Below are 19875 nucleotides of genomic sequence, written 5' to 3' on the forward strand. Positions count from 1 at the left end.
CATTAGGTCAGATCGTGTCCTAGTGGTGCGGCATGCTCGGGACATGACGACGGACACCCCGGCTCGGCTGCTGCAGCTCCTCTCGCTCCTCCAGACGCCCCGTGAGTGGCCCGGCGGCGAACTCGCGGACCGGCTCAGGGTCTCCCGGCGCACCGTGCGGCGGGACGTCGACCGGCTGCGGGAACTGGGCTATCCGGTGCAGGCCACGAAGGGTGCCGACGGCGGGTACCGGCTGGTCGCGGGCAAGGCGATGCCGCCGCTGGTGCTGGACGACGAGGAGGCGGTCGCGATCGCGGTCGGGCTGCGCGCCGGTGCCGGCCACGCCGTGGAAGGGGTGGACGAGGCCTCGGTGCGGGCCCTGGCCAAGCTGGAGCAGGTGCTGCCGGCCCGGCTGCGCCACCGGGTGTCCACGCTCCAGGCCGCCACCACCCCGCTGACCAGCGGGGACGGGCCGAGCATCGCACCGGAGACACTGACCGTGATGGCGTCGACGGTGGCGGGCCGCGAGCGGCTGCGGTTCGCCTACCGGGACAAGGACGGCAGCGGCTCCCGTCGGCTGACCGAGCCGCACCGGCTGGTGTCGACGGGGCGGCGCTGGTACCTGGTGGCGTACGACCTCGACCGGGCGGACTGGCGCACGTTCCGGGTCGACCGGGTCAGCGACCCGTTCGCCACCGGGGTCCGCTTCGCACCACGGGAGTTGCCGACGGGCAGCGCCGCCGAGTACCTGCGCCAGTCGATCAGCCGGCGGCAGGAGACGTACGCGTACGAGGTGCGGTTCGCCGCACCGGCCGGGCAGATCTCCCTGCGGATGCCGCAGGCGGTCGGGGTGCCCGAGGACGACGGCACGGGCGGCTGCGTCCTGCGGGGCACGACCGGTGAGCCCATGGAGTGGCTGGCGGTGCGGCTGGCGATGGCGGGGTGCGAGTTCTCGGTCCACGGACCGGCGGAACTGGCGGCGTGCGTACGGGAACTGGGAGGCCGGCTGAGCAGGGCCGGCACACCGGGCCCACCGGAAGCCTAGGCCGGGACGGACCGCCGGAAGCCTGGGCCGGGGAGGCGAGGCGGGCCGGGACAGGCGGCGCACGGTCCTCGCCTCCGCGCTCCCCTGGTACTGCCCGCCGGGTTCCCTCCCGGACTACCGCTCGGTTTCGGCCAAGAGACCGCCCCACGCGAAATCCCGCAGTGCGCGCAGGTTGCGCACGGCCAGGGCCGCCGGGCCCCCGGGGTCCGCGGGTGAGACCGTCGTGGCCGCCCAGGACTCCACGGCCACCCGCACGGCGGCGCCGGCCACGGCCGCGGCGAAGCGGAGATCAGGAGTGATCCGTGCCGGGCCGGAGGGAACGGGCGGTACGTCGGGGCCGCCCGCCCCCGCACCGCTCCCCCGCCCCGCCCGGCTCCCGCCGGGCTCCGCCGTACCCGCCACCACCCGTTCCCCCGGCCCCACTTCACGGCCGAGCACTTCACCCCCGAGCGCACCGGCAGCCCCGTCCTCCGGACGCTCCCCACGCCCCGCAGGACCCGCAGCCCCGTTCTCCGCGTGCTCCCCACTCCCCGCCGGACCCGCAGCCCGTTCCGCGAGGATCTCCGCCAGGGCGCCTTCCGACGCCTGGCACACCTCGGCCCAGACCTTGCGCAGGGCCGGGCTGGTGTCGGCCAATCGGATCAGGGTGCGGAGCCACTCCCAGGAAGCGGCCGAAACGCCGAGACCGGGAGTGAGCGTGCGCCGAACGGCGTGTTCCATGGCTTGCGGAAGGGCCAGTCCCGCCGGCGCCGTGCGGACCGCCTCGATCCAGCGCTGGGCCCCGGCCCCGTAGAGGGGCGCCACGGCCTCCTCCTTGGTGGCGAAATAGCGGTAGAACGTACGCGGTGCGATGCCCGCGGCCTGGGCGATGTCCTCGGCCCGGGTCGCCCGCAGTCCCTGCCGGACGAAGAGGGCCGCGGCCGCCCGGGCGATCTCCATCCGGGTCTCGGCCTTGCGCCGTTCGGTGAGAGAGGCCGGTGCGGAAGCGGAAAACGGCTGGTGGGAGGGGCCAGGGGCGGAACTCATCGGGGCAGGCTATGCCCGTGTGGCAGAATCTGCCATCCGGCGGTTCACCCCGGAGTTCAGGTACGGGGTGGGCCGTCGCCCCATTTGGCGGGCGAACCCGCACCTGCGGAGCACGCGCGGTCGTCGGGATTCCGCGCCGCACCGGCCCGCGCCCGAAACCGGCACCGCAGCGGCCCTCTCGCCCGGACGCACGGAAGCCCCGCCCCACCTCTCGGCACAGAAGAAGCCGGACTCCGGCGCCCGGGGGGGGGATAGGCGCCGAAGTCCGGCTGGGAGGTCCCGACGCCGGGGGGGATTGCGTCGGGACGTGGCTCACGTGGGTTCGGCCGGCCCGGGGGCCGTCCGCCGGGTGTGCTGTGGGGTGTGGTGGGGAGTGCGGTCCGTTTCCCGGAGCCCGATTCCGGGCCCGGAAGGGTTGTTCCCTCGGGCCCGGCCGTTGAAGCGACGGGACTACGCCATGTTTGCGCCGTCTTCCGCCACCCGGCGTGCGCGCCGCGCGGCCCGTCACCCCCGCAGGGGGCTCGAACCCGCCACGCGGCCCAGCCCGCCACGCGCCGGGGACCCGGTGTGCGGCCCGGCCCCGGCACCGCACACGTGCCGCGGGCCGCTCCGGAGCCCGTTGCGCCGCCGCGGACCGCTCGGGATCCCGCTACGCCGCCGCGTCGAAGCCGGTGTCGCGGGCCAGCTTCTTCAGTTCGAGCAGCGCGTGCTTCTCGATCTGGCGGATGCGCTCACGGGTCAGACCGTGCTCCTTGCCGACCTCGGTCAGGGTGCGCTCGCGGCCGTCATCGATGCCGTAGCGCATCTTGATGATGGACGCCGTGCGCTGGTCCAGGCGCCCGATCAGGTCGTCCAGTTCCTCGCTGCGCAGCAGGGTCAGGACGGACTGCTCGGGGGAGACCGCCGAGGTGTCCTCCAGCAGGTCGCCGAACTGGGTCTCGCCCTCGTCGTCCACCGCCATGTTGAGGGAGACCGGGTCCCGGGCCCAGTCGAGGACGTCGACGACGCGCTCCGGCGACGAGCCCAGCTCCGCGGCGATCTCCGCGGGCTCCGGGTCGCGGCCGTTCTCGCGGTTGAACTCGCGCTGCACGCGGCGGATGCGGCCCAGCTCCTCCACCAGGTGGACGGGGAGCCGGATCGTGCGGGACTGGTCGGCGATGGAGCGGGTGATGGCCTGCCTGATCCACCAGGTGGCGTACGTCGAGAACTTGAAGCCCTTGCGGTAGTCGAACTTCTCGACGGCGCGCACCAGGCCGGCGTTGCCCTCCTGGATCAGGTCGAGCAGGGGCAGACCGCTGCGCGGGTACCGCCGGGCGACCGCGACGACCAGACGGAGGTTGGAGCGGATGAAGACGTCCTTGGCCCGCTCACCGGCGGCGGCCAGGGCCTCCAGCTCCTCGACGGTGGCCTCCGTCTTCGACTCCTCCTCGCCGTCGAGGACCTGCCGCGCGAAGACACCCGCCTCGATGGTCTGGGACAGCTCGACCTCCTTGGCGGCGTCGAGCAGCGGCGTGCGCGCGATCTCGTCGAGGTACATGCCGACCAGGTCGCGGTCTGCGATCTCGCCGCCATGAGCGCGAACACTGCTTGCCGAGTCGGCCGTCTCGCCGGTGGCGGACTTACGACGGGCGACGGCACGGGTTGCCATGCGTGCTCCCTTGCGATGGTGGGCTGGCGGATGGTCCTGACGAACGCTCGGCACTGAAGCGACTCTCTGTGGGACTCTCTCCGAGTGCCCGGCATCCGAAGGAAACAACGACTGGAATCCGGACAGAATTCCCAACCCACCCTCCGATTTTTCTGATCATGCAGTACCCTGTTCCGCCACACGGGGAGGCAAGATGCGGTCGGAACGTACTGATGTGCAGGTCAGGCCGGGAGTCGAGGGTGACCTCACGGCCCTCACCGCGATCTACAACCACTACGTGCGTGAGACGGCGATCACATTCGACACCGCGGCCTTCACTCCGGAGGAGCGCCGGCCCTGGCTGCTCTCCCACCGGGAAGACGGCCCGCACCGGCTGATGGTTGCCGCCGAGACGGCCGCACAGGAGATCCTGGGGTACGCCACGTCCGGCCCGCACCGGGCGAAGCCCGCGTACGCCACGTCCGTGGAGACCTCGGTGTACGTCGCCCCGGGCGCGGTCCGGCGCGGGATCGGCACGCTCCTGTACGACACCCTGTTCGCGGCCCTGGCCGGCGAGGACGTGCACCGCGCCTTCGCCGGGATCACCCAGCCCAACGAGCCGTCCACCCGGCTGCACGAGGGTTTCGGCTTCCGGCCCGTCGGCACGTTCCGGGAGGTCGGCCGCAAGTTCGGCCGCTACTGGGACGTGGCCTGGTACGAGAAGGGGCTGTAGGCGGCCCCTCCACTCAGCCGAACTGCACCGACCGCTTCGCCATTCCCATCCAGAACCCGTCGATCACCGACTTCTGCGCGTCGAGGCCGCCGCCCGCGTCCGCCGCACCCATGGTCACGAACAGCGGGGCGAAGTGCTCGGTGCGCGGATGGGCGTAGCGGCCGGCCGGGGCCTTGGCCAGGAAGTCGAGCAGGGCGTCCCAGTCGCGGGACTCCAGGGCCCGCCGCCCCCAGTCGTCGAACTCGGCGGACCAGGTCGGCACGCCCGGGCCGGTGTGGCGCAGGGCGGCGAGGTTGTGGGTGAAGAAGCCGGATCCGACGATCAGCACGCCCTCGTCGCGCAGCGGGGCGAGCCTGCGGCCGACGTCCATGAGGCGGACCGGGTCGAGGGTGGGCAGGGAGACCTGGAGGACGGGGACGTCGGCGTCCGGGTACATCTCGACGAGGGGGACGTAGGCGCCGTGATCGAGACCGCGGCCGGGGATGTCCTGGACGGGCATGCCGGGGGCGCGCAGCAGCTTGCGGACCGACTCGGCGAGCGCCGGGGCGCCTGGGGCGCCGTACCGGACCCGGTAGTAGTGCTCGGGGAAGCCCCAGAAGTCGTGGACCAGGGGGACGGTCTCGACCGCGCCGAGGGCGAGCGGGGCCTCCTCCCAGTGGGCCGAGACCATCAGGATCGCCTTGGGCCGGGGCAGGCCGGCGGACCAGGCGGCGAGCTGGCCGGGCCACACGGGGTCGTCCGCGAGGGGCGGCGCGCCATGGCTGAGGTACAGGGCGGGCATGCGCTCCTGGGCGGTGGCGGACATGGCGGCTCCCGGCGTCTTGCAGATGCTTTAACTCTCAAGCTGTTCCTCGACCCTACCCCTCATTTGTTCAACATTCAAGGAGATGGCTCGTACAGTGGACCCCATGAACACGGCACCGGACCCCGCCGAGCCCCAGCGCTGGCTCAGCGACGAGGAGCAGGGCGTCTGGCGCGCCTACCTGAACGCCACCATGCTGCTGGAGGACCACCTCGACCGGCAGCTCCAGCGCGACGCGGGCATGCCGCACATCTACTACGGCCTCCTCGTCTGCCTCGTCGAGGCGCCGCGCCGCCGGCTGCGGATGACCGAACTGGCCATGCAGGCGAAGATCACCCGGTCCCGGCTCTCGCACGCGATCGCCCGGCTGGAGAAGAACGGCTGGGTGCGCCGCGAGGACTGTCCCTCCGACAAGCGCGGCCAGTTCGCCGTCCTCACCGACGAGGGCTCCGAGGTGCTGCGGCGCACCGCCCCGGGCCATGTGGCCGCCGTACGGCAGGCCCTGTTCGAGCGGCTGACCCCGGAACAGCAGCAGGCCCTCGGCGAGATCATGGGGATCGTCGCCGAGGGCCTCCAGCCCGACGAGGCGGGCGCCGACCTGCCCTGGCTGCGCTAGGCCGCCGGGGAGATCACCGTACGGGCGCTCAGTGGGCCACCACCGGCACCGGCAGCTCGTCCTCGGCGCCCTCGCCGGAGACGACGGTGGTGGTGCCCGGCCGCCCGGCGTTGACGAAGGTGAAGGCGATCAGCGCGGCCACCGCCAGGATGCCGACGGCGAACCAGATGGCCGCGGTGTAGCCGTGCACCAGGCCCTCGAGCTGGACGAGCTGCTGCTGCGGCCGGGCGGTCGCACCGGCGATGTGGTCCTTGACGTACGAGGTGGTCGCCGAGGCGGCGATGGTGTTCAGCAGGGCGGTGCCGATCGCGCCGCCCACCTGCTGCGAGGTGTTGACCATCGCGGAGGCGACACCGGCGTCCCGGGGCTGGACGCCCTGGGTGGCCAGGGACATCGCCGGCATGAACGCCGTACCCATGCCGAGGCCGAGCAGCAGCATCGCGGGCAGCAGCAGGGCGGCGTACGAGGAGTCGGTCTCCAGCTGGGTCAGCAGCAGCATGCCGACGCCGGCGACCAGGAAGCCGGGGCCCATCAGCAGCCGGGCCGGGACCCGGTTCATCAGCCGGGCGCCGATCTGGGTGGAGCCGGTGATCATGCCGCCGACCATCGGCAGGAACGCGAAGCCGGTCTTGACCGGCGAGTAGCCCTGCACGACCTGGAGGTAGTAGGTCAGGAAGAGGAACAGGCCGAACATGCCGATGATGGCGAGGCCGAGGGAGAGGTAGATGCCGCCGCGGTTGCGGTCGGTCACCACGCGCAGCGGCAGCAGCGGGGCCTTGACCCGGGACTCGACCAGCACGAAGACGAGCAGCAGCACCGCGGAGGAGACGAACATCCCCACGGTCACGGCGTCGCCCCAGCCGTCGGTCTCGGCCCGGGTGAAGCCGTACACCAGGGCGACCAGGCCGAGGGTGGACAGGACCACGCCGGGGATGTCGAGCGGGGCGCGGTTGCGGGCGCCCGCCGGCTCGCGGATGACGAAGTAGGCGCCGGCCGCGGCGACCACGGCGAACGGGATGTTCACGAAGAAGGTCCAGCGCCAGTTCAGGTACTCGGTGAGGAAGCCGCCGAGGATCAGGCCGACGGCGCCGCCGCCGCCCGCGATGGCGCCGTAGATGCCGAACGCCTTGGCGCGCTCCTTGGCGTCGGTGAACATCACCGCGAGCAGGGACAGCGCGGCCGGGGCGAGCAGCGCGCCGAAGACGCCCTGGAGGGCGCGGGCGCCGAACATCATCGGACCGGAGGTGGCGGCACCGCCGAGCGCCGAGGCGGCGGCGAAGCCGGCCAGGCCCAGGACGAAGGCGCGCTTGCGGCCCCACAGGTCGGCGATGCGGCCGCCGAACAGCAGCAGGCCGCCGAAGGCGAGGGCGTAGGCCGTGACGACCCACTGCCGGTTGCCGTCGGATATGCCGAGGTCGGTCTGGGCGCGGGGCAGGGCGATGTTCACGATGGTGGCGTCGAGGACGACCATCAGCTGGGCGAGCGCGATGAAGACGAGCGCTTTCCAGCGGTTGGCGTCACCGCTCGGGGCGGAGACGCCGGAAGCCTTGCTGGCTGTTGCGGACATGGAGGTACCCACTTCGGGACTTCGTGACTTCGCGACGCGGTGACTTCGTGACGTTGGAACTTCGGAACTTCGCTGCTTCGTGGCTTCGTGTCGGAGGGCGTCGCGGAAGACAGGTGACGGAAGACGTGACGGAATACGGTGACGAAAAATGCTGAGAAAACGGAGTAAGGCGGGAAGGTGAAGGGGCGAGGAGGACCGTGCGTCCGGGACGAACGGGCCGCCCCTGCCGGGGAGGACTCGGTGTACGGGCTGAACTAGTCGGTCAGTTCGGACAGGAGTCGCGCAGCTCCTTGATGTGCACGGCCCTGCCGGGCAGGGCGGAGCGGGCGGGTGCCCGCAGGCCGTCGAGGAAGATCTGGAGGTGCCGGTGGACGAAGCGGTCACCGCGGAGGCAGTCCGTGCCGGCCGGCGGCCGGCTCAACTGGCCCACGGCGACCAGCAGATCGCCGACGCCGACGTCCGGCCGGAGCTGTCCGGCCGCCTCGGCCCGGCCCATGATCTCCTCGACGAGCCGCTCGATGCGCTCGCGGGAGGCCTCCAGGTCGGGGTGGTGCTGGTCGAAGGTGCTGGACACCATGGGGCACAGCGCGCTGATCCGCTCGTCGGCGGCGGCGTGCACGAAGCGCTCCAGGGCGGCGAAGGCGTCCCCGGTCTCGGCGAGGGCCACTTCGGCCGCCTCGGCCGTGCGGTCCATCACGGAGCAGACGACCTCGCGGACGAGGGCGTCCCGGTCGGGGAAGTTGCGGTACACCGTGGCGTTGCCGACGCCGGCCCGGCGGGCGATCTCGTCGAGCGGCACGTCCGGGCCGTGCTCGACGAACATCTCCCGGGCGGCGGTGACGATGCGCTCCCGGTTGCGCAGGGCGTCGGCGCGGGGCCGGGACACCTTGCGTGTCGCGGGGGCCGTCGTGGCGGACACGGTCACTCCTCGGAACAGTGGTGGGCGATCCGGGGACTCGGTCCCCGTTTCGCTCGGACACAGGGCTAAACGGGGAAGGTGTCCCCGGTTATTTCCCGTCCGGCGGAAGAATCACTGTGACCTGAGCCACAATCATCTACCGCCGGGTTTCACCCCTCCGCCGACCCGCCTTCCCACCTTCGGCTCCTCCAGCGCGCGCCCCGCACGCCGCCGCCACAGGGTGAGCGCATGGGTGCAGCCGGAGACGGGCGGCTGCCGTGGCCCGAAAGGTCCCTGCATGCAGCCGCAGCCGCCGCCCCGCCGCCGCATACGCTCGCGCCGGGTGGCCGCCCTCTCCGTGGTGACCGCACTGACCCTCGCGGTCAGCACCTCGGCGGGGACCGGACACCTGACGGCGCCCACCACCTCCGGCCCCACCGGCCTGGCCCGCTCCGCGGCACTCGTCCCCTGCATGATCCACAGCGGCATGGCCGTGCAGATGACCGAGGGCCTGCCCACCCCGCCCGGCTACTCCCGTTCCACGGGCACGGTCCGCGCGCTGACCCTGATGGTCGACTTCTCCGACGCCCCCGGCCAGGGCAAGGCGACGGACCGCTTCCACGAGTTCTTCCCGCAGACCCAGGACTGGTTCCGCACCGCGTCGTACGGCCGGCTCGACTACCGCCCCGAGACCCCCATACCCGGCTGGCTGCGCATGCCGAAACGTTTCCAGGACTACGGCATAGAGCGCGGCGCCCCCTTCGACCCCGGGTACCGGGACCTGGTGCAGGACATCGTGGCCGCCGCCGACCCTTCCGTGGACTTCCGGGACTACGACCTGCTCAACGTGCTCGTCACCCCGAACGCCGGCCCCTCCGCCCTCGACACCGTGCTGTCCGTGACGTTCGCCGGCAACGACGACGCCCCGGTCGCCGACGGCGTCCGCATATCCAACGCCTCCTTCGTCTACTCGCGCCAGGACGACGGCTCCGGCTCCTACGACCGCACCGGCTACCGGGTGCTCCCGCACGAGAACGGCCACACCTTCGGCCTGCCCGACCTCTACACGCAGGAGGGCGGGGGCACGGTCGGGCACTGGGACATCATGAGCGAGGACTGGGGGGCCAACAACGACCTGCTCGGCTGGCACAAGTGGAAACTGGGCTGGCTGGACGGCGGCCAGGTCGGCTGCGCACCGGCCAAGGGCAGCGCGGACTACACCCTCACCCCCCTGTACGAGCCGGACGGCGGCAAACTGGTCCTGGTCCCGGTCGACAGCCGCACGACGTACGCGCTGGAGGTCCGCGCACAGGGCGGCAACGACGAGGAGGTCTGCCGCCCGGGCGTCCTCATCTACCGGATCGACTCCGCGGTCGACACCGGCCGCGGCCCGGTCACCGTCTTCGACAGCCACCGCGACAGCGGCGGCTGCACCCGCAGCCCCAACGTCCACGCGGAACTGTCCGACGCGCCCTTCGTCCCCGGCGAGAGCTTCAAGGACCCCCGGCTCGGCATCGCGGTACGGGTCCTGAGCAGGGACGGCAACAACTACCGAATCCGCATCACCCGCACCTGACCGGCCCACCGGCGTCTGACCGGGGCGCGTGCCTCCCGCCGGGGCCGACGCAGGGGTCCCGCTCCCGCTGGGACCGACGTGCGGGTCCCGCTCCCGATCGAGGCCGGCGCACGAGTCCTGCTTCCCGCCGCCGAGGCCGGCGCTCGGGCCCTGCTTCCGCCGCGCTCGGTCCGGCGTGCCGCATCCGCCGAGACTTCCTCCCCGGACCGCGTCCGGCGGCATCTCCGTGCCGGGCCCCGCTGCGCCCACGTCCCCCGGAGCCGCCCCGCCCACGCCGTGATCCGGTACCCTGTGGACCGAGCGCCCACCAGGACGCCAACGCACGCCTTCGTAGCTCAGGGGATAGAGCACCGCTCTCCTAAAGCGGGTGTCGCAGGTTCGAATCCTGCCGGGGGCACAGAGGAACACCAGGTCAGGGGCCCTTCCGTCCAGCGGGCGGGAGGGCTTCTGCGCCGCCTCCGGCTACTACCTGTGCGGCTTCAGCCGCACGCGGAGGCGAGGACCGCTTGCACGGAGCGCCGACGCCTCCGTGGTCCATGCCGAGGGCCCGGCCAGGTGCTGCGGCTCGACACCCACTCGGGGGTTGGGCTGGATGAGAAGAGTCGCCAGGGCCGCGGGCGACATGCTCCGCTGCCCGTTCGGCCGCCTCGGTGATCTCCTCCGAGTCCCCCGGGGTGAGCACGGTGCCGGCCGCGCCGGCTCTCCTGCTCACGGTCCTTCTGCGCCGCGCCGGGAATCGGCACGATCGAGGCGTGCTGGGCCAGCAGCCAGGCCAGCGCGATCTGCGCGGTGGCCGTGCCCTTGCGTGCGGCGATTGCCGACAGCGGGTCGTTCGGAACGGCTCCCAACGCCCCTCTGCTGACCGCACGCAGCAGAGCGTGCGGTCAGAGCCACTCCCAGCGCTTGAAAACGAAGTACAGCGTCAGGGAGACGACGACGATGACGGCGCTGGAAACGATGAAACCCGACTGGTGTGCGAAGCCGGGGTAGGGAAGGTTCTGTCCGTAGAAGCCAGTGATCGCCGTGGGCACGGCGATGATCGCGGCCCAGCTCGTCACCTTCTTCATGATCAGATTCATCCGGTTCGCCTGCACGGACAAGTTGGTCTCCATCACGGAAGCCACCAGGTCGCGCAGCGACTCCGTCCACTCGCCGGCACGCAGCACGTGGTCGTACACATCTCGGTAGTACGGCAGCAAGGCATCGTCGACGATGTCGAGGTCGGGGCGCATGAGGGCGTTGACGACCTCTCTCATGGGCAGGACCACGCGGCGGAGCCGGACCAGTGCTTTCCGCAGGACGTAGGACTGGCGCTGTACGGTCTGGATCTGCCGGCCGCCTTCGGCGAACAGCAGATCGTCCAGCTCCTCGATACGCTCGTCGAGCTGCCGTACGGCGGCGAAGTGCCCGTCGACGACATGGTCGAGCAGACCGTGCAGCAGAAACGCCACCCCATGCGCTGTCAGAGCCGGGGTGCGGTCCCAGCGGGCGACCAGCTCGTCGAGGACGAACGCGGCGTCCTTGCGGACCGTGATCAGTGCCTGCGGCGTGAGGATGACCGCGAGCTCGCTCATCGTCAGTCCCGCACTGTCCGGGTCGACGGCGACCGCGTAGACGCTGAGGAAGTGATGGGTGCGGTAGTTGTCGAGTTTCGCCCGCTGCCCCTCGTGCAGCGCGTCCTCGAGAGCCAGCTCATGGAGACCGAGTTCCTCGCCGACCGCCGTGAACTCGGCGCGATCCGGGCGGTACAGATCCAGCCACACGGTCGCTGAAGAGTCCGCCAGATGCCGGGAGATGTCCCGGACCGGGAAGTCCTCCTCGACCAGGGAACCGTCGCGGTACAGGCGGGTGCGGGCCATGTCGCGCACCCTAACGTCAGCGACGGAGCATTGGCGGACACCACTGCCGGAGATGCACCCCGACGGGCGGTGCTACCCCGGACGCCTTGGAGGCGGGGCACCAGACCATGGTGGAACCACCACCCGTGTCTCGTGGAGTGCCGTGGCGGCGGTGTTCCCGTCGGGTGTTCGCCGGGGCCGGCTTACAGCAGGGCGCCCAGCCACCACCGTCGGCACCGGTTCCTGAGCCGCGGCGATACCACGGCCACCGCGCGGTCGTGCGACGGGCAAGGGCGGCCCGACCGCGGAAGCGGCCCGGCCCTCGGGGTTTGCCCGTCCGGGCTTCCGTCTCACCGGGTCACCGGCGGTCAGCAGCGGTGTCAGGGCGCCACGCGGGACTTGATCACGCCACGGATGAAGTCGCACGTGTCGTCGGGGCTGAGGGCCTGGGCCCGAAGGTGGTCGTACAACATGCCGTAGTGCTGTACGTCCGACTGTTTCTCCAGGTAGAGGTCGCTGGTGAAGCGTTCCAGGTACACCACCCCCGCCTGGGGACTGTCGGCGAAGTGCAGGACGGAGAACTGTCCGCACAGACCGGAGTGGGCTCCCACCACGTGCGGGAGTACCTGCAGGGTGATGTGGGGCTCGGTCCCCAGTGCGTTGAGGTGCTCCAGTTGCTCGCGCACGATCTCGGGGCTGCCGACGAGACGACGCAGGACCGCTTCCTCCAGGACCACCCGCAGGCGCACCGGGGAGACCGGGTCGTAGATCCGGTGCTGGCGGCGCAGCCGTACGTTGAGGCGCCGGGCGGCCTGTTCGACGGTAATCGGGGGGAACGATTCTTCGATGACGGCCTGGGCGTAGGCGGGGGTCTGCAGCAGGCGGGTCCGAAGGCTGTCACAGGAAGACGCCTGTCGATCACGTGCCACGCCCCGTGGGCGCAGGGCAGGAAAAGCGGACTGTGACGTTGTCATTTTCCTCGGCCGACCGGTCCGGGCAGGGGGCCGGGAGGCGCGGAGACCCGGGCCGAACCAGGCCACCACAGCGGGTGAGCGGATATATGAATACCCCATGATTGCCCTGCATTCGGCGACTCAATTCCCAAAACCCACGACTCTCACACGTTTTCTGCGGCGCCTGGGAGATTCCTCCGTAATATGCACGACCAGATCAAGGCTCCCCGGGTGTTTGATTAGGGCCCGGCATGCCACGGCCCCCACAGAAAATGGCCTCCTGATGAAGCTGAAGATCCCTGAAATGGCTCGCCGCCGCGCTGTCTCCGGCGTGCTGGCCTCGACCCTCGCCGCGACGGTCGCCGCCGCCATGGTCGTCCTGTCACCTACTCAGGCAGTCGCCATCGCCACGCCGGTACCGCTGGCCACGACGGCGAGCTTCTCCGTTCTCGCGGGCGCGGGCGTCACCAACACCGGCCCCACGGTGATCAGCCACGACCTCGGAACGCACCCCAACCCGTCCATCACCGGCTTCCCGCCCGGCGAGGTGCTCGGCGCTGTGCACGCCGCCGACGCCGTGGCGCTTCAGGCCAAGTCCGACCTGGTCACGGCGTACAACGATGCGGCGGGCCAGGCCACGGACTTCGCACTCGCTGCGGGCATCGGCAACGGCACCACGCTGCTTCCGGGCGTCTACACCGCCACCTCCGGCGTCGGGCTCACCGGCGATCTGATTCTGGACGCCGGCGGGAACCCGAGTTCCGTCTGGGTGTTCCAGATTCCGGAGGCATTGACGACGGCGTCCTCCAGTCGGGTGCTCCTGACGAACGGCGCTTCGCCGTGCAACGTGTACTGGCAGATCGGGAGTTCGGCCACCCTCGGGACGAACTCCACCTTCGTGGGCACCATCATGGCTCTGACGGACATCCACGTGACCACGGGGACCAACATCGAGGGACGAGCACTGGCCCGCAACGGCGCCGTGACGCTCGACACCAACCGGATCTTCCTCAACTCCTGCTCGACCGGAACGACCAGCGGCACGACGACCGGTACCACCAGCGGCACGACGACCGGTACCACCAGCGGAGCGACGACCGGTACCACCACCGGTACCACGACGGGCACCACGACCGGAACGACCACCGGATCGACGACCGGCAGCACCACCGGCCTGGTCGGCGGAGGCTTGGTCACCGGCGGCCTGGTCAGCGGTGGTGTCCTGGGCGGCCCCATCGTCAACGTGACGGCCGGCGCGACTGCCGGGAACACCTCGGGCAACACATCGGGGAACACCGCGGGCAACACCGCGGGCAACAACGTCACCACGGGCAACACCGCGGGCAACAACGTCACCACGGGTAACACCGCGGGCAACACGGCGGGTCAGCAAGGCGGCGGCCAACCGGGCAAACACCATGGCAAGCCGGGCGAGCACGGCGGACCGGACCATGGCGGCGGGCATGACCACAACGGCAAGCCGGGCGGGGAACATCAGGGTGCGCCGGGCAAGCCGGACCACGGCCATGGTGATCGTCCCGGCGACAACGGCCATGACTACGGCGACGTCAGCCACTACGGCCACTACGGCCACTACGGCTACGGCAATGCGCCGAAGTCCGACGGTCAGGAAGGCCACGACAGCTAGTCGGCAGGTTGCGAGCCCGTACACCGGATGGCGGCGTGCGGAGGGATCCCTCGATTCCGCCGCACGCCGCCGATGCGGGTCCACGGAAAGCCTCTGACGCGGGCAGCGAGCATGGGAAAGCAAGGTGGGCGGTGTCCAGCGGAATTGATTCAGCGCACGTGCGGGACGGCCGACGGCGCCATGCCGTCGCCCCGCTCTCGGGAGAGTGGCGGCAAGACACTGCCCCACCCGGCAAGCAGTCCCTCGGTTCCAGAGCCGTGAGAGCCGTACTGCGCGCCGCCGTCCTGATGTGCCTGGTGGCGACCCTGGTTCATCTCGGTGCCGTCTTCCTTCATGTGGCGCCTCCCAATTCCGTCTCACAGCGGTACAGCCGGCAGGTCGACGCGTGGGTGTACCCCCTTTTCGAGCAGAACTGGCGGCTTTTCGCACCCAATCCCGACTCCGTCAACCGCAGGGTGTGGGCGAGGACCGCGCACACCGGGCCCGACGCCTCGACGCGGGTCAGCCCGTGGATCGACCTGACCGCCCTGGACCGTGCCGCCGTCGAACACGACCCGTTTCCCAGCCACACGGCTCAGAACCTCCTGCGCCGTGCCTGGACCTCCTACGTCGACACACACGGCGCTGACGACACGGCACGCTCGCCGCGGGCCGTGATGATGCAGAAGTACCTGAGCAACATCACCGCGGACCGCGTCGCAGGTCACCGCGGAGGCACGTTCGAGTTCATCCAGCTCCGGGTCGTCACAGCACCCGTCGCGCCGCCCGGCACGGCGGCCGGGCGGCGGCCGGCCACGCCGGTGGAGAACCGGCTCCTGCCCTGGTGGAAGGTGACCCCCCATGGGAAATGAGCAGATCCGCGAGTTCCCGGCCACCACGGCCGTACCCGGAGGGTCCGCGGGCGGGGCAGGGGCCCCTGCCACCGTCCACCGTCTGCTCCTCGCACGGACCGAGGGCGCCTGGGACCTTCTCACCGGACGACCGGTGTCCCTGTACGGCACGTCGGTGCTGCGGATCGGTTACGGCCTGCTCTACCTGGCCTTCCTCCTGCGGGAGTTCCCCCACCGGTACGAAATCTGGGGTCCCGACTCCCCGTGGACACGCGCACTGGCGGCACAGCTCTTCGACCAGACAGGCTGGTGGAGCTTGCTGATCCTGTCGGACAGCCGTGCCTATTTCGAGCTCTGCTACGTGCTGGCCCTCTTGACGTCCGTGCTCTTCATGCTGGGCTGGCGGACCCGGGCGACGTCCGTGCTGTTCGCCGCCGTCGTGGTCTCCTTCCACGCCAGGGCGATCTTCATGACGGACGGGGGTGACAACCTCCTGCTCCTGATGACCCTCTACCTCGTGCTCACCGCGTGCGGTCGGCGCTGGTCGCTGGACGCACGCCGAGAGCGGATCAAGGCGGCGCGCACGGACGGTGCGCGGACGCGCGGCCTTGTCGCGCAGGACCTGCGTGCGGCCCGCCGGACGCTGGTCACCGTGGTGCACAACTGCGGCGTCCTCGTGATCGCGGCGCAGGTCTGCGTCCTGTACGGATCGGCTGGTCTGTACAAGGTCCAGGGCTCCTTCTGGGACGACGGCAGCGCGCTGCACTACGTGCTGAACCTGGAACTCTTCCAGCCGTGGCCCGTGCTCTCCCAGGCCATGGACCGGTATCCGCTCGCGATGGCGGTCGTCGGCTATCTGACCGTTCTCACCCAGGTCGCCTTTCCGTTCGTGCTCTTCGGCCGGCTCAAGTACCCCGTCCTGGCCGTGCTGCTGGGCATGCACGTCGCCATCGCCGTGGTTCTCGGACTGCCGCTCTTCTCGGGCACGATGATCGTCGCGGACGCCGTGTTCCTTCCCGACCGCTTCTTCACATTCCTGCCTCACCTCCTTCGGCGCGGTGCCAGTCGACGCGACGTGCCGACGCCGGGGCAGGGAACAGGGCTCGGGTCCGTCCCCCAGCAGGGCGGCCTCCCGGCCGGCCGGCCGGAGTACAGACCGGTGTCAGGCCCGGCGAGCGGTCACGCCGGTGCGCCGCCCGGCCCGACGGTGGCGCGGCGGAAGCCGCGCGGACTCGTCATCAAGAAGCAACCGCCCCACTCGTGAACTCCCCGCGGAACGGCGACGTCTCCCGCGCGCCGGATGGCAGCACCAGGCGCCGGAACACAGTCCGCGGGACTCCGGCACTCGCCGAGGCACTGCCGGGGAATCACCAGGCCGGCACTCCACTCCATGGGGCCGCCGCTCCTCGCCACCGGGAAACGCGGAGTAGTGTGGACAGTACCGAGGGCATCTCGCACACCGGCTTCCACGCCGGGTCGTCCCCGGTGAGAGATGACACCCGGGCCGTCGCACAGGTGGCCCCGGAGACGGGTCCGTGCCATGTCGGCGACCTCTTACCCCAGCCTGGCGCACCGTGAGCCCGGCGCAGCCCCGGCCGTGCGCCTCGCGCTGAAGACCGACGGCGCCCCCCGCGGGCTGCTGGACGGAGCCTGGTGGCCGCGGTCCCGGGACCTCGCAAGTGAACTGCCGGCGCTCACCGACGTGTTGGACCCCCTGTGGGGCCGCATCACCCGTATCGCCGTCAACCCGGAGCACTGGCCGGTCATCCCCCGCAAGATCCCCGTGAACGGGCACATCGTCAAGGCCGGCTGGTTCACGCCGGAGATCGACCCGCACAAGCTGCTGCTGCTCTCCTACGGCACCGGCCGCTGGGATCTCCTCGTCGTCCCGCCCGAGACCGGAGCGGACTCGGCGGCCCGTCTGATGGCGGCCGCGTCCCAGTACGACGGCCCGCCCCTGACCGCGAGCGCGCTGATCGCCGCGGAGGAGGCCCGGCACGGCGTCCCGGCCACCGACCGGCCGCTGGGACCGGAGGAGGCGTGGGAGTACGAGGGCGGCGCCGCGGCGGTGTCCGCGGTCGTCCCGGGACAGACCAGTAGGCCGGGGCCGGTCAGCCGGCTGATCATCGGTATGTGAGGTGGCCGCCGTGAACGCCTTCCTGACGGCCATCGCTTTCCCGGTCCTCGCCGCACAGGCGGCGTGATCCACCGGCCCGGGCTCCGGCACGCCGGCAGGACCGCCGCGTACCGGTACAGCAGCCCCCGGCCCGGCCGCCGCGACCCCAGCCGTACCACGCACCACAGGTGATCATCCGGGTTCCCCGCCGTCCGCCCGGCCGCGCCCCGGCACCGTCGGCTCACTCCACGGCGACGCGCGCCGGCGTTTCACCCGGGCCCGAACCGGGCGGGGCGACCGCTGAGACGGCAACGGCCTGCGCGTCTTCCTCGACGTGTCACGGCACGCCGCCGAGACCCACGCGTCCCTGCCGACCGGCGTCCGCAACGCCTTGCGAAAGCCGGCTTGCACTCGGGGAACGAATCCTTCCGGCGTGGGACGTTTCGCCCGGACGGGCTCGGAGACCCGGTGAGCGGAGGTCGCGTCGCGTGCGGGTTCGGAAGTGAGCTGGCATTCAATTCGTCCACCCGCTCTGCCGTCCGGCTTCGATCGCGGGCGGCAGCGCTGTGCTGTGTCCAGGGCACTGCGCGGCGGCCGGTGCTGGTCCCGGAGCCGGCGCGCGTCCCGCGGCATCCGCCGCGACAGGGCAGCGGCGGGGTGGCCTCCCGCCCTCACCCCGCCGGCCCTCGGCTGTGAGGTGCGCGTCCTTCGACGCAGGCGCTTCCGGTTGCGGCCGGCGTACGGTTGAAGTACCGAGGGCATCGCGCACTCCGGCCCCCACGCCGGGTCGTCCTCGGCGAGAGACGAGTGAATCCGGGCCGCCCCCGTGGTCGGCGCGGAGACGGGTCGGCACCATGTCCGCCGCGGTCGAGACAACTCAGCGAACTCATCACGGCAGGAGCCGAGCGGAGCGCCTGCGCGGGTTCGCAACCCCGCCGAGGAGAGACGTGGTGGCCCTTTCCCGGCTGGACGTCCACCGGCGGAACCGAGGAGAGCGAACGCTCGTCACGCTTGTCGGCACCATCGGGCCGGCCACCACGCCGCTGCTACGGGCCTCGGTGGAGCAGTGCCTGCTGGACGGCGTCACCGAGATCGACATCGACCTGACCACGGTCGGTTCCTGCGACGCCAGGGGCTTGGACGTCCTCCTGTCGGCAGCTCGGCGCGCCGGCCGGGTCCACGCTCGCCTGCGGCTGCACCATCCGTGCGCTCAGATCGCCCGGCTCCTCGATGCCACCGGATCGACTTCGCTGCTCCTTGCGGCCCCCGTGAGCCCCGTGCCGCCCACCGCGTCAGGCGACCTCGTGAGTACCGCGACGCGGGCGCCCGAGGACCCCGGCCGTCGGCCGGACCGGCCGGTTCTCCGGGACGGTATCCGCCTCCGCCGGCTGACCCGCCGGCAGGCGGAAGACATGCGCGAGGACATCGCCGACCTGGCTGCGGAGTCCGTCGCGGGCACCGCCGGAGAGGCATACCACGACCGCGGAGACTTCCTGCACCGCCTGGCGGTCACCGCCCACCGCCCCGGCTTCGCCCTGCTGGTCGCCGAGACGACGGTGCTGGTCGGTTGCGCCTTCGGTTTCCCGGCGGGCTCTGACGGCTTTGACGGCCGGCAGGGCGGCGGAACGCTCCAGGAGGTCATCCAGCGGCTCACTTCCCGGGCACGGTTCGTCGTTCTCACCCAGGTCGTGGCCCATCCGCACGCACAGCACCGCGACATCGCCCGCCGGCTGCAACAGCGTCTGCTCACAGACCTGCACTCCTCCCTCGGGGTCACCCTGCTGCATCCTGCCGACCGAGCGGGACAAGCCGCCTTCTCGTCCTGGGGCTGGCAGAACATGGGTGAGGTCTTGGGGCTGCGCGGCGCCGTCGCCCCCTGCGTGCTGACCTTGTCCGCCGAAGGACAGCCCTTGGCACACCGGTGACGCGACCGTGTGGTGGCTGCGCGCCACACCGCCTGCCACAGCCGGGAGTAGTCTGGGACATACCGAGAACTTCCGGGCGCACCATGACGACGGCGCCCTTCCCGGCGAGTGACACGACACGGGCAGCCGGAAACCGCACGGCCCGGAACGGGATCGCACGATGAACGCCATCACAAAGCCCGCCGAGGCTACGGCGCCGGGTGACGGACACTCCTACCGCATGCCCTCGCCCCGGCTGCGCCTCACGCCGGACGTCAGCCATGGCCCGCTGGACGGCGCATGGTGGCCGCGCTGCGACGCACTGGAACTGGAGCTGCCCGCGCTGGTCGGTTCCCTGGATCCGGGCATCGGCACCACCACCCGCGTGACCGTGGGGACGGCCGCCTGGCCCGGCGCCCCGCAGAAGGTGATGGCACCCGGCCACGTCATCGAGGTGGTGCTGACCGATTCCGCCGCCGAGGCGCATGCCATCACCGTGGACTGCGGCACCGTGGGGCGCTGGGAACTGCTGGTGATACCCCCGGACGAGCCGGCCCGAGTGGCCACCCGGCTGCTGACCGCCGCTGCCGACCCCGCGAACCCGCTGTCGGCTCCGCGCCTGCTGGCACTCGCCGAGAGCGGCCCCGACGGACAGGACGCATGGGAGTCGGAAGGAGGAGCCGGACCCAGGTGAGCAGCCCGGCCGGCCTCGCTCGA

17 protein-coding genes and 1 tRNA gene are annotated in these 19875 nt (G+C 71.4%); 11 read left to right on the forward strand and 7 right to left on the reverse strand.

The genetic code is table 11. The features are described from left to right. Positions 1–43: 43 nt before the first annotated feature. The gene (locus ACZ4K2_RS08270; RefSeq protein ID WP_467470786.1) at positions 44–1024 is read left to right on the forward strand and encodes a helix-turn-helix transcriptional regulator; all 981 of its coding nucleotides are present in this window, start codon (positions 44–46) and stop codon (positions 1022–1024) included. Positions 1025–1138: 114 nt separating this feature from the next. Here ACZ4K2_RS08270 and ACZ4K2_RS08275 read toward each other — a convergent pair whose 3' ends face one another. Then, positions 1139–2050 (reverse strand): TetR/AcrR family transcriptional regulator, encoded by a 912-nt coding sequence (locus ACZ4K2_RS08275; protein WP_467470788.1) that lies wholly within the window; start codon positions 2048–2050, stop codon positions 1139–1141. A gap of 649 nt (positions 2051–2699) precedes the next feature. Further along, positions 2700–3698: a sigma-70 family RNA polymerase sigma factor gene (locus tag ACZ4K2_RS08280; protein ID WP_467470790.1), complete on the reverse strand. Its 999-nt coding sequence runs from the start codon at positions 3696–3698 to the stop codon at positions 2700–2702. A gap of 193 nt (positions 3699–3891) precedes the next feature. On the opposite strand from ACZ4K2_RS08280, the gene ACZ4K2_RS08285 reads away from it, so the two are divergent. Then, a complete protein-coding gene (locus ACZ4K2_RS08285; protein ID WP_467470792.1) occupies positions 3892–4410 on the forward strand; it encodes a GNAT family N-acetyltransferase in 519 nt (172 codons plus the stop codon). A gap of 13 nt (positions 4411–4423) precedes the next feature. On the opposite strand, the gene ACZ4K2_RS08290 is transcribed toward ACZ4K2_RS08285, so the two are convergent. Beyond that, the gene (locus ACZ4K2_RS08290) at positions 4424–5215 is read right to left on the reverse strand and encodes a dioxygenase family protein (protein WP_467470794.1); all 792 of its coding nucleotides are present in this window, start codon (positions 5213–5215) and stop codon (positions 4424–4426) included. Between the two features lie 103 nt (positions 5216–5318). Here ACZ4K2_RS08290 and ACZ4K2_RS08295 point away from each other — a divergent pair, with 103 nt between their 5' ends. Continuing rightward, the gene (locus tag ACZ4K2_RS08295) at positions 5319–5828 is read left to right on the forward strand and encodes a MarR family winged helix-turn-helix transcriptional regulator (RefSeq protein ID WP_467470796.1); all 510 of its coding nucleotides are present in this window, start codon (positions 5319–5321) and stop codon (positions 5826–5828) included. A gap of 28 nt (positions 5829–5856) precedes the next feature. Here ACZ4K2_RS08295 and ACZ4K2_RS08300 read toward each other — a convergent pair whose 3' ends face one another. Together ACZ4K2_RS08300 and ACZ4K2_RS08305 are read right to left on the reverse strand one after the other, a co-directional pair. Further along, the gene (locus ACZ4K2_RS08300) at positions 5857–7395 is read right to left on the reverse strand and encodes an MFS transporter (protein WP_467470798.1); all 1539 of its coding nucleotides are present in this window, start codon (positions 7393–7395) and stop codon (positions 5857–5859) included. Positions 7396–7657: 262 nt separating this feature from the next. Further along, a complete protein-coding gene (locus tag ACZ4K2_RS08305; protein WP_467470800.1) occupies positions 7658–8314 on the reverse strand; it encodes a TetR/AcrR family transcriptional regulator in 657 nt (218 codons plus the stop codon). 277 nt (positions 8315–8591) lie between these two features. Here ACZ4K2_RS08305 and ACZ4K2_RS08310 point away from each other — a divergent pair, with 277 nt between their 5' ends. Together ACZ4K2_RS08310 and ACZ4K2_RS08315 are read left to right on the forward strand one after the other, a co-directional pair. Beyond that, positions 8592–9869: a M6 family metalloprotease domain-containing protein gene (locus tag ACZ4K2_RS08310; RefSeq protein ID WP_467470802.1), complete on the forward strand. Its 1278-nt coding sequence runs from the start codon at positions 8592–8594 to the stop codon at positions 9867–9869. 324 nt (positions 9870–10193) lie between these two features. Beyond that, a tRNA-Arg gene (locus ACZ4K2_RS08315) sits at positions 10194–10266 on the forward strand. A gap of 487 nt (positions 10267–10753) precedes the next feature. Here the strand turns inward: ACZ4K2_RS08315 and ACZ4K2_RS08320 are convergent. Both ACZ4K2_RS08320 and ACZ4K2_RS08325 read right to left on the reverse strand, forming a co-directional pair. Next, positions 10754–11728 (reverse strand): magnesium transporter CorA family protein, encoded by a 975-nt coding sequence (locus ACZ4K2_RS08320; RefSeq protein WP_467470803.1) that lies wholly within the window; start codon positions 11726–11728, stop codon positions 10754–10756. Positions 11729–12087: 359 nt separating this feature from the next. After that, a complete protein-coding gene (locus ACZ4K2_RS08325; protein WP_467470805.1) occupies positions 12088–12636 on the reverse strand; it encodes a DUF5753 domain-containing protein in 549 nt (182 codons plus the stop codon). Between the two features lie 307 nt (positions 12637–12943). On the opposite strand from ACZ4K2_RS08325, the gene ACZ4K2_RS08330 reads away from it, so the two are divergent. The 6 genes from ACZ4K2_RS08330 (at position 12944) to ACZ4K2_RS08355 (ending at position 19852) form a co-directional block, all read left to right on the forward strand. Next, on the forward strand, positions 12944–14308 hold the full coding sequence (locus tag ACZ4K2_RS08330) for an ice-binding family protein (RefSeq protein WP_467470807.1): 1365 nt from the start codon (positions 12944–12946) through the stop codon (positions 14306–14308). A gap of 257 nt (positions 14309–14565) precedes the next feature. Continuing rightward, complete coding sequence (locus tag ACZ4K2_RS08335; protein ID WP_467470809.1) at positions 14566–15159, forward strand: DUF5819 family protein; 594 nt, start codon at positions 14566–14568, stop codon at positions 15157–15159. Further along, a complete protein-coding gene (locus tag ACZ4K2_RS08340; protein WP_467470811.1) occupies positions 15149–16402 on the forward strand; it encodes an HTTM domain-containing protein in 1254 nt (417 codons plus the stop codon). The genes ACZ4K2_RS08335 and ACZ4K2_RS08340 overlap by 11 nt, the downstream gene beginning before the upstream one ends. A gap of 276 nt (positions 16403–16678) precedes the next feature. Further along, a complete protein-coding gene (locus ACZ4K2_RS08345; RefSeq protein ID WP_467470812.1) occupies positions 16679–17275 on the forward strand; it encodes a DUF5994 family protein in 597 nt (198 codons plus the stop codon). Between the two features lie 833 nt (positions 17276–18108). Further along, positions 18109–19179 (forward strand): STAS domain-containing protein, encoded by a 1071-nt coding sequence (locus ACZ4K2_RS08350; RefSeq protein WP_467470815.1) that lies wholly within the window; start codon positions 18109–18111, stop codon positions 19177–19179. 160 nt (positions 19180–19339) lie between these two features. Beyond that, positions 19340–19852, forward strand: coding sequence for a DUF5994 family protein (locus ACZ4K2_RS08355; RefSeq protein ID WP_467470816.1), 513 nt, complete (start codon positions 19340–19342; stop codon positions 19850–19852). Positions 19853–19875 lie beyond the last annotated feature (23 nt).

It is taken from the genome of Streptomyces sp. NPDC025833, from assembly GCF_055558055.1.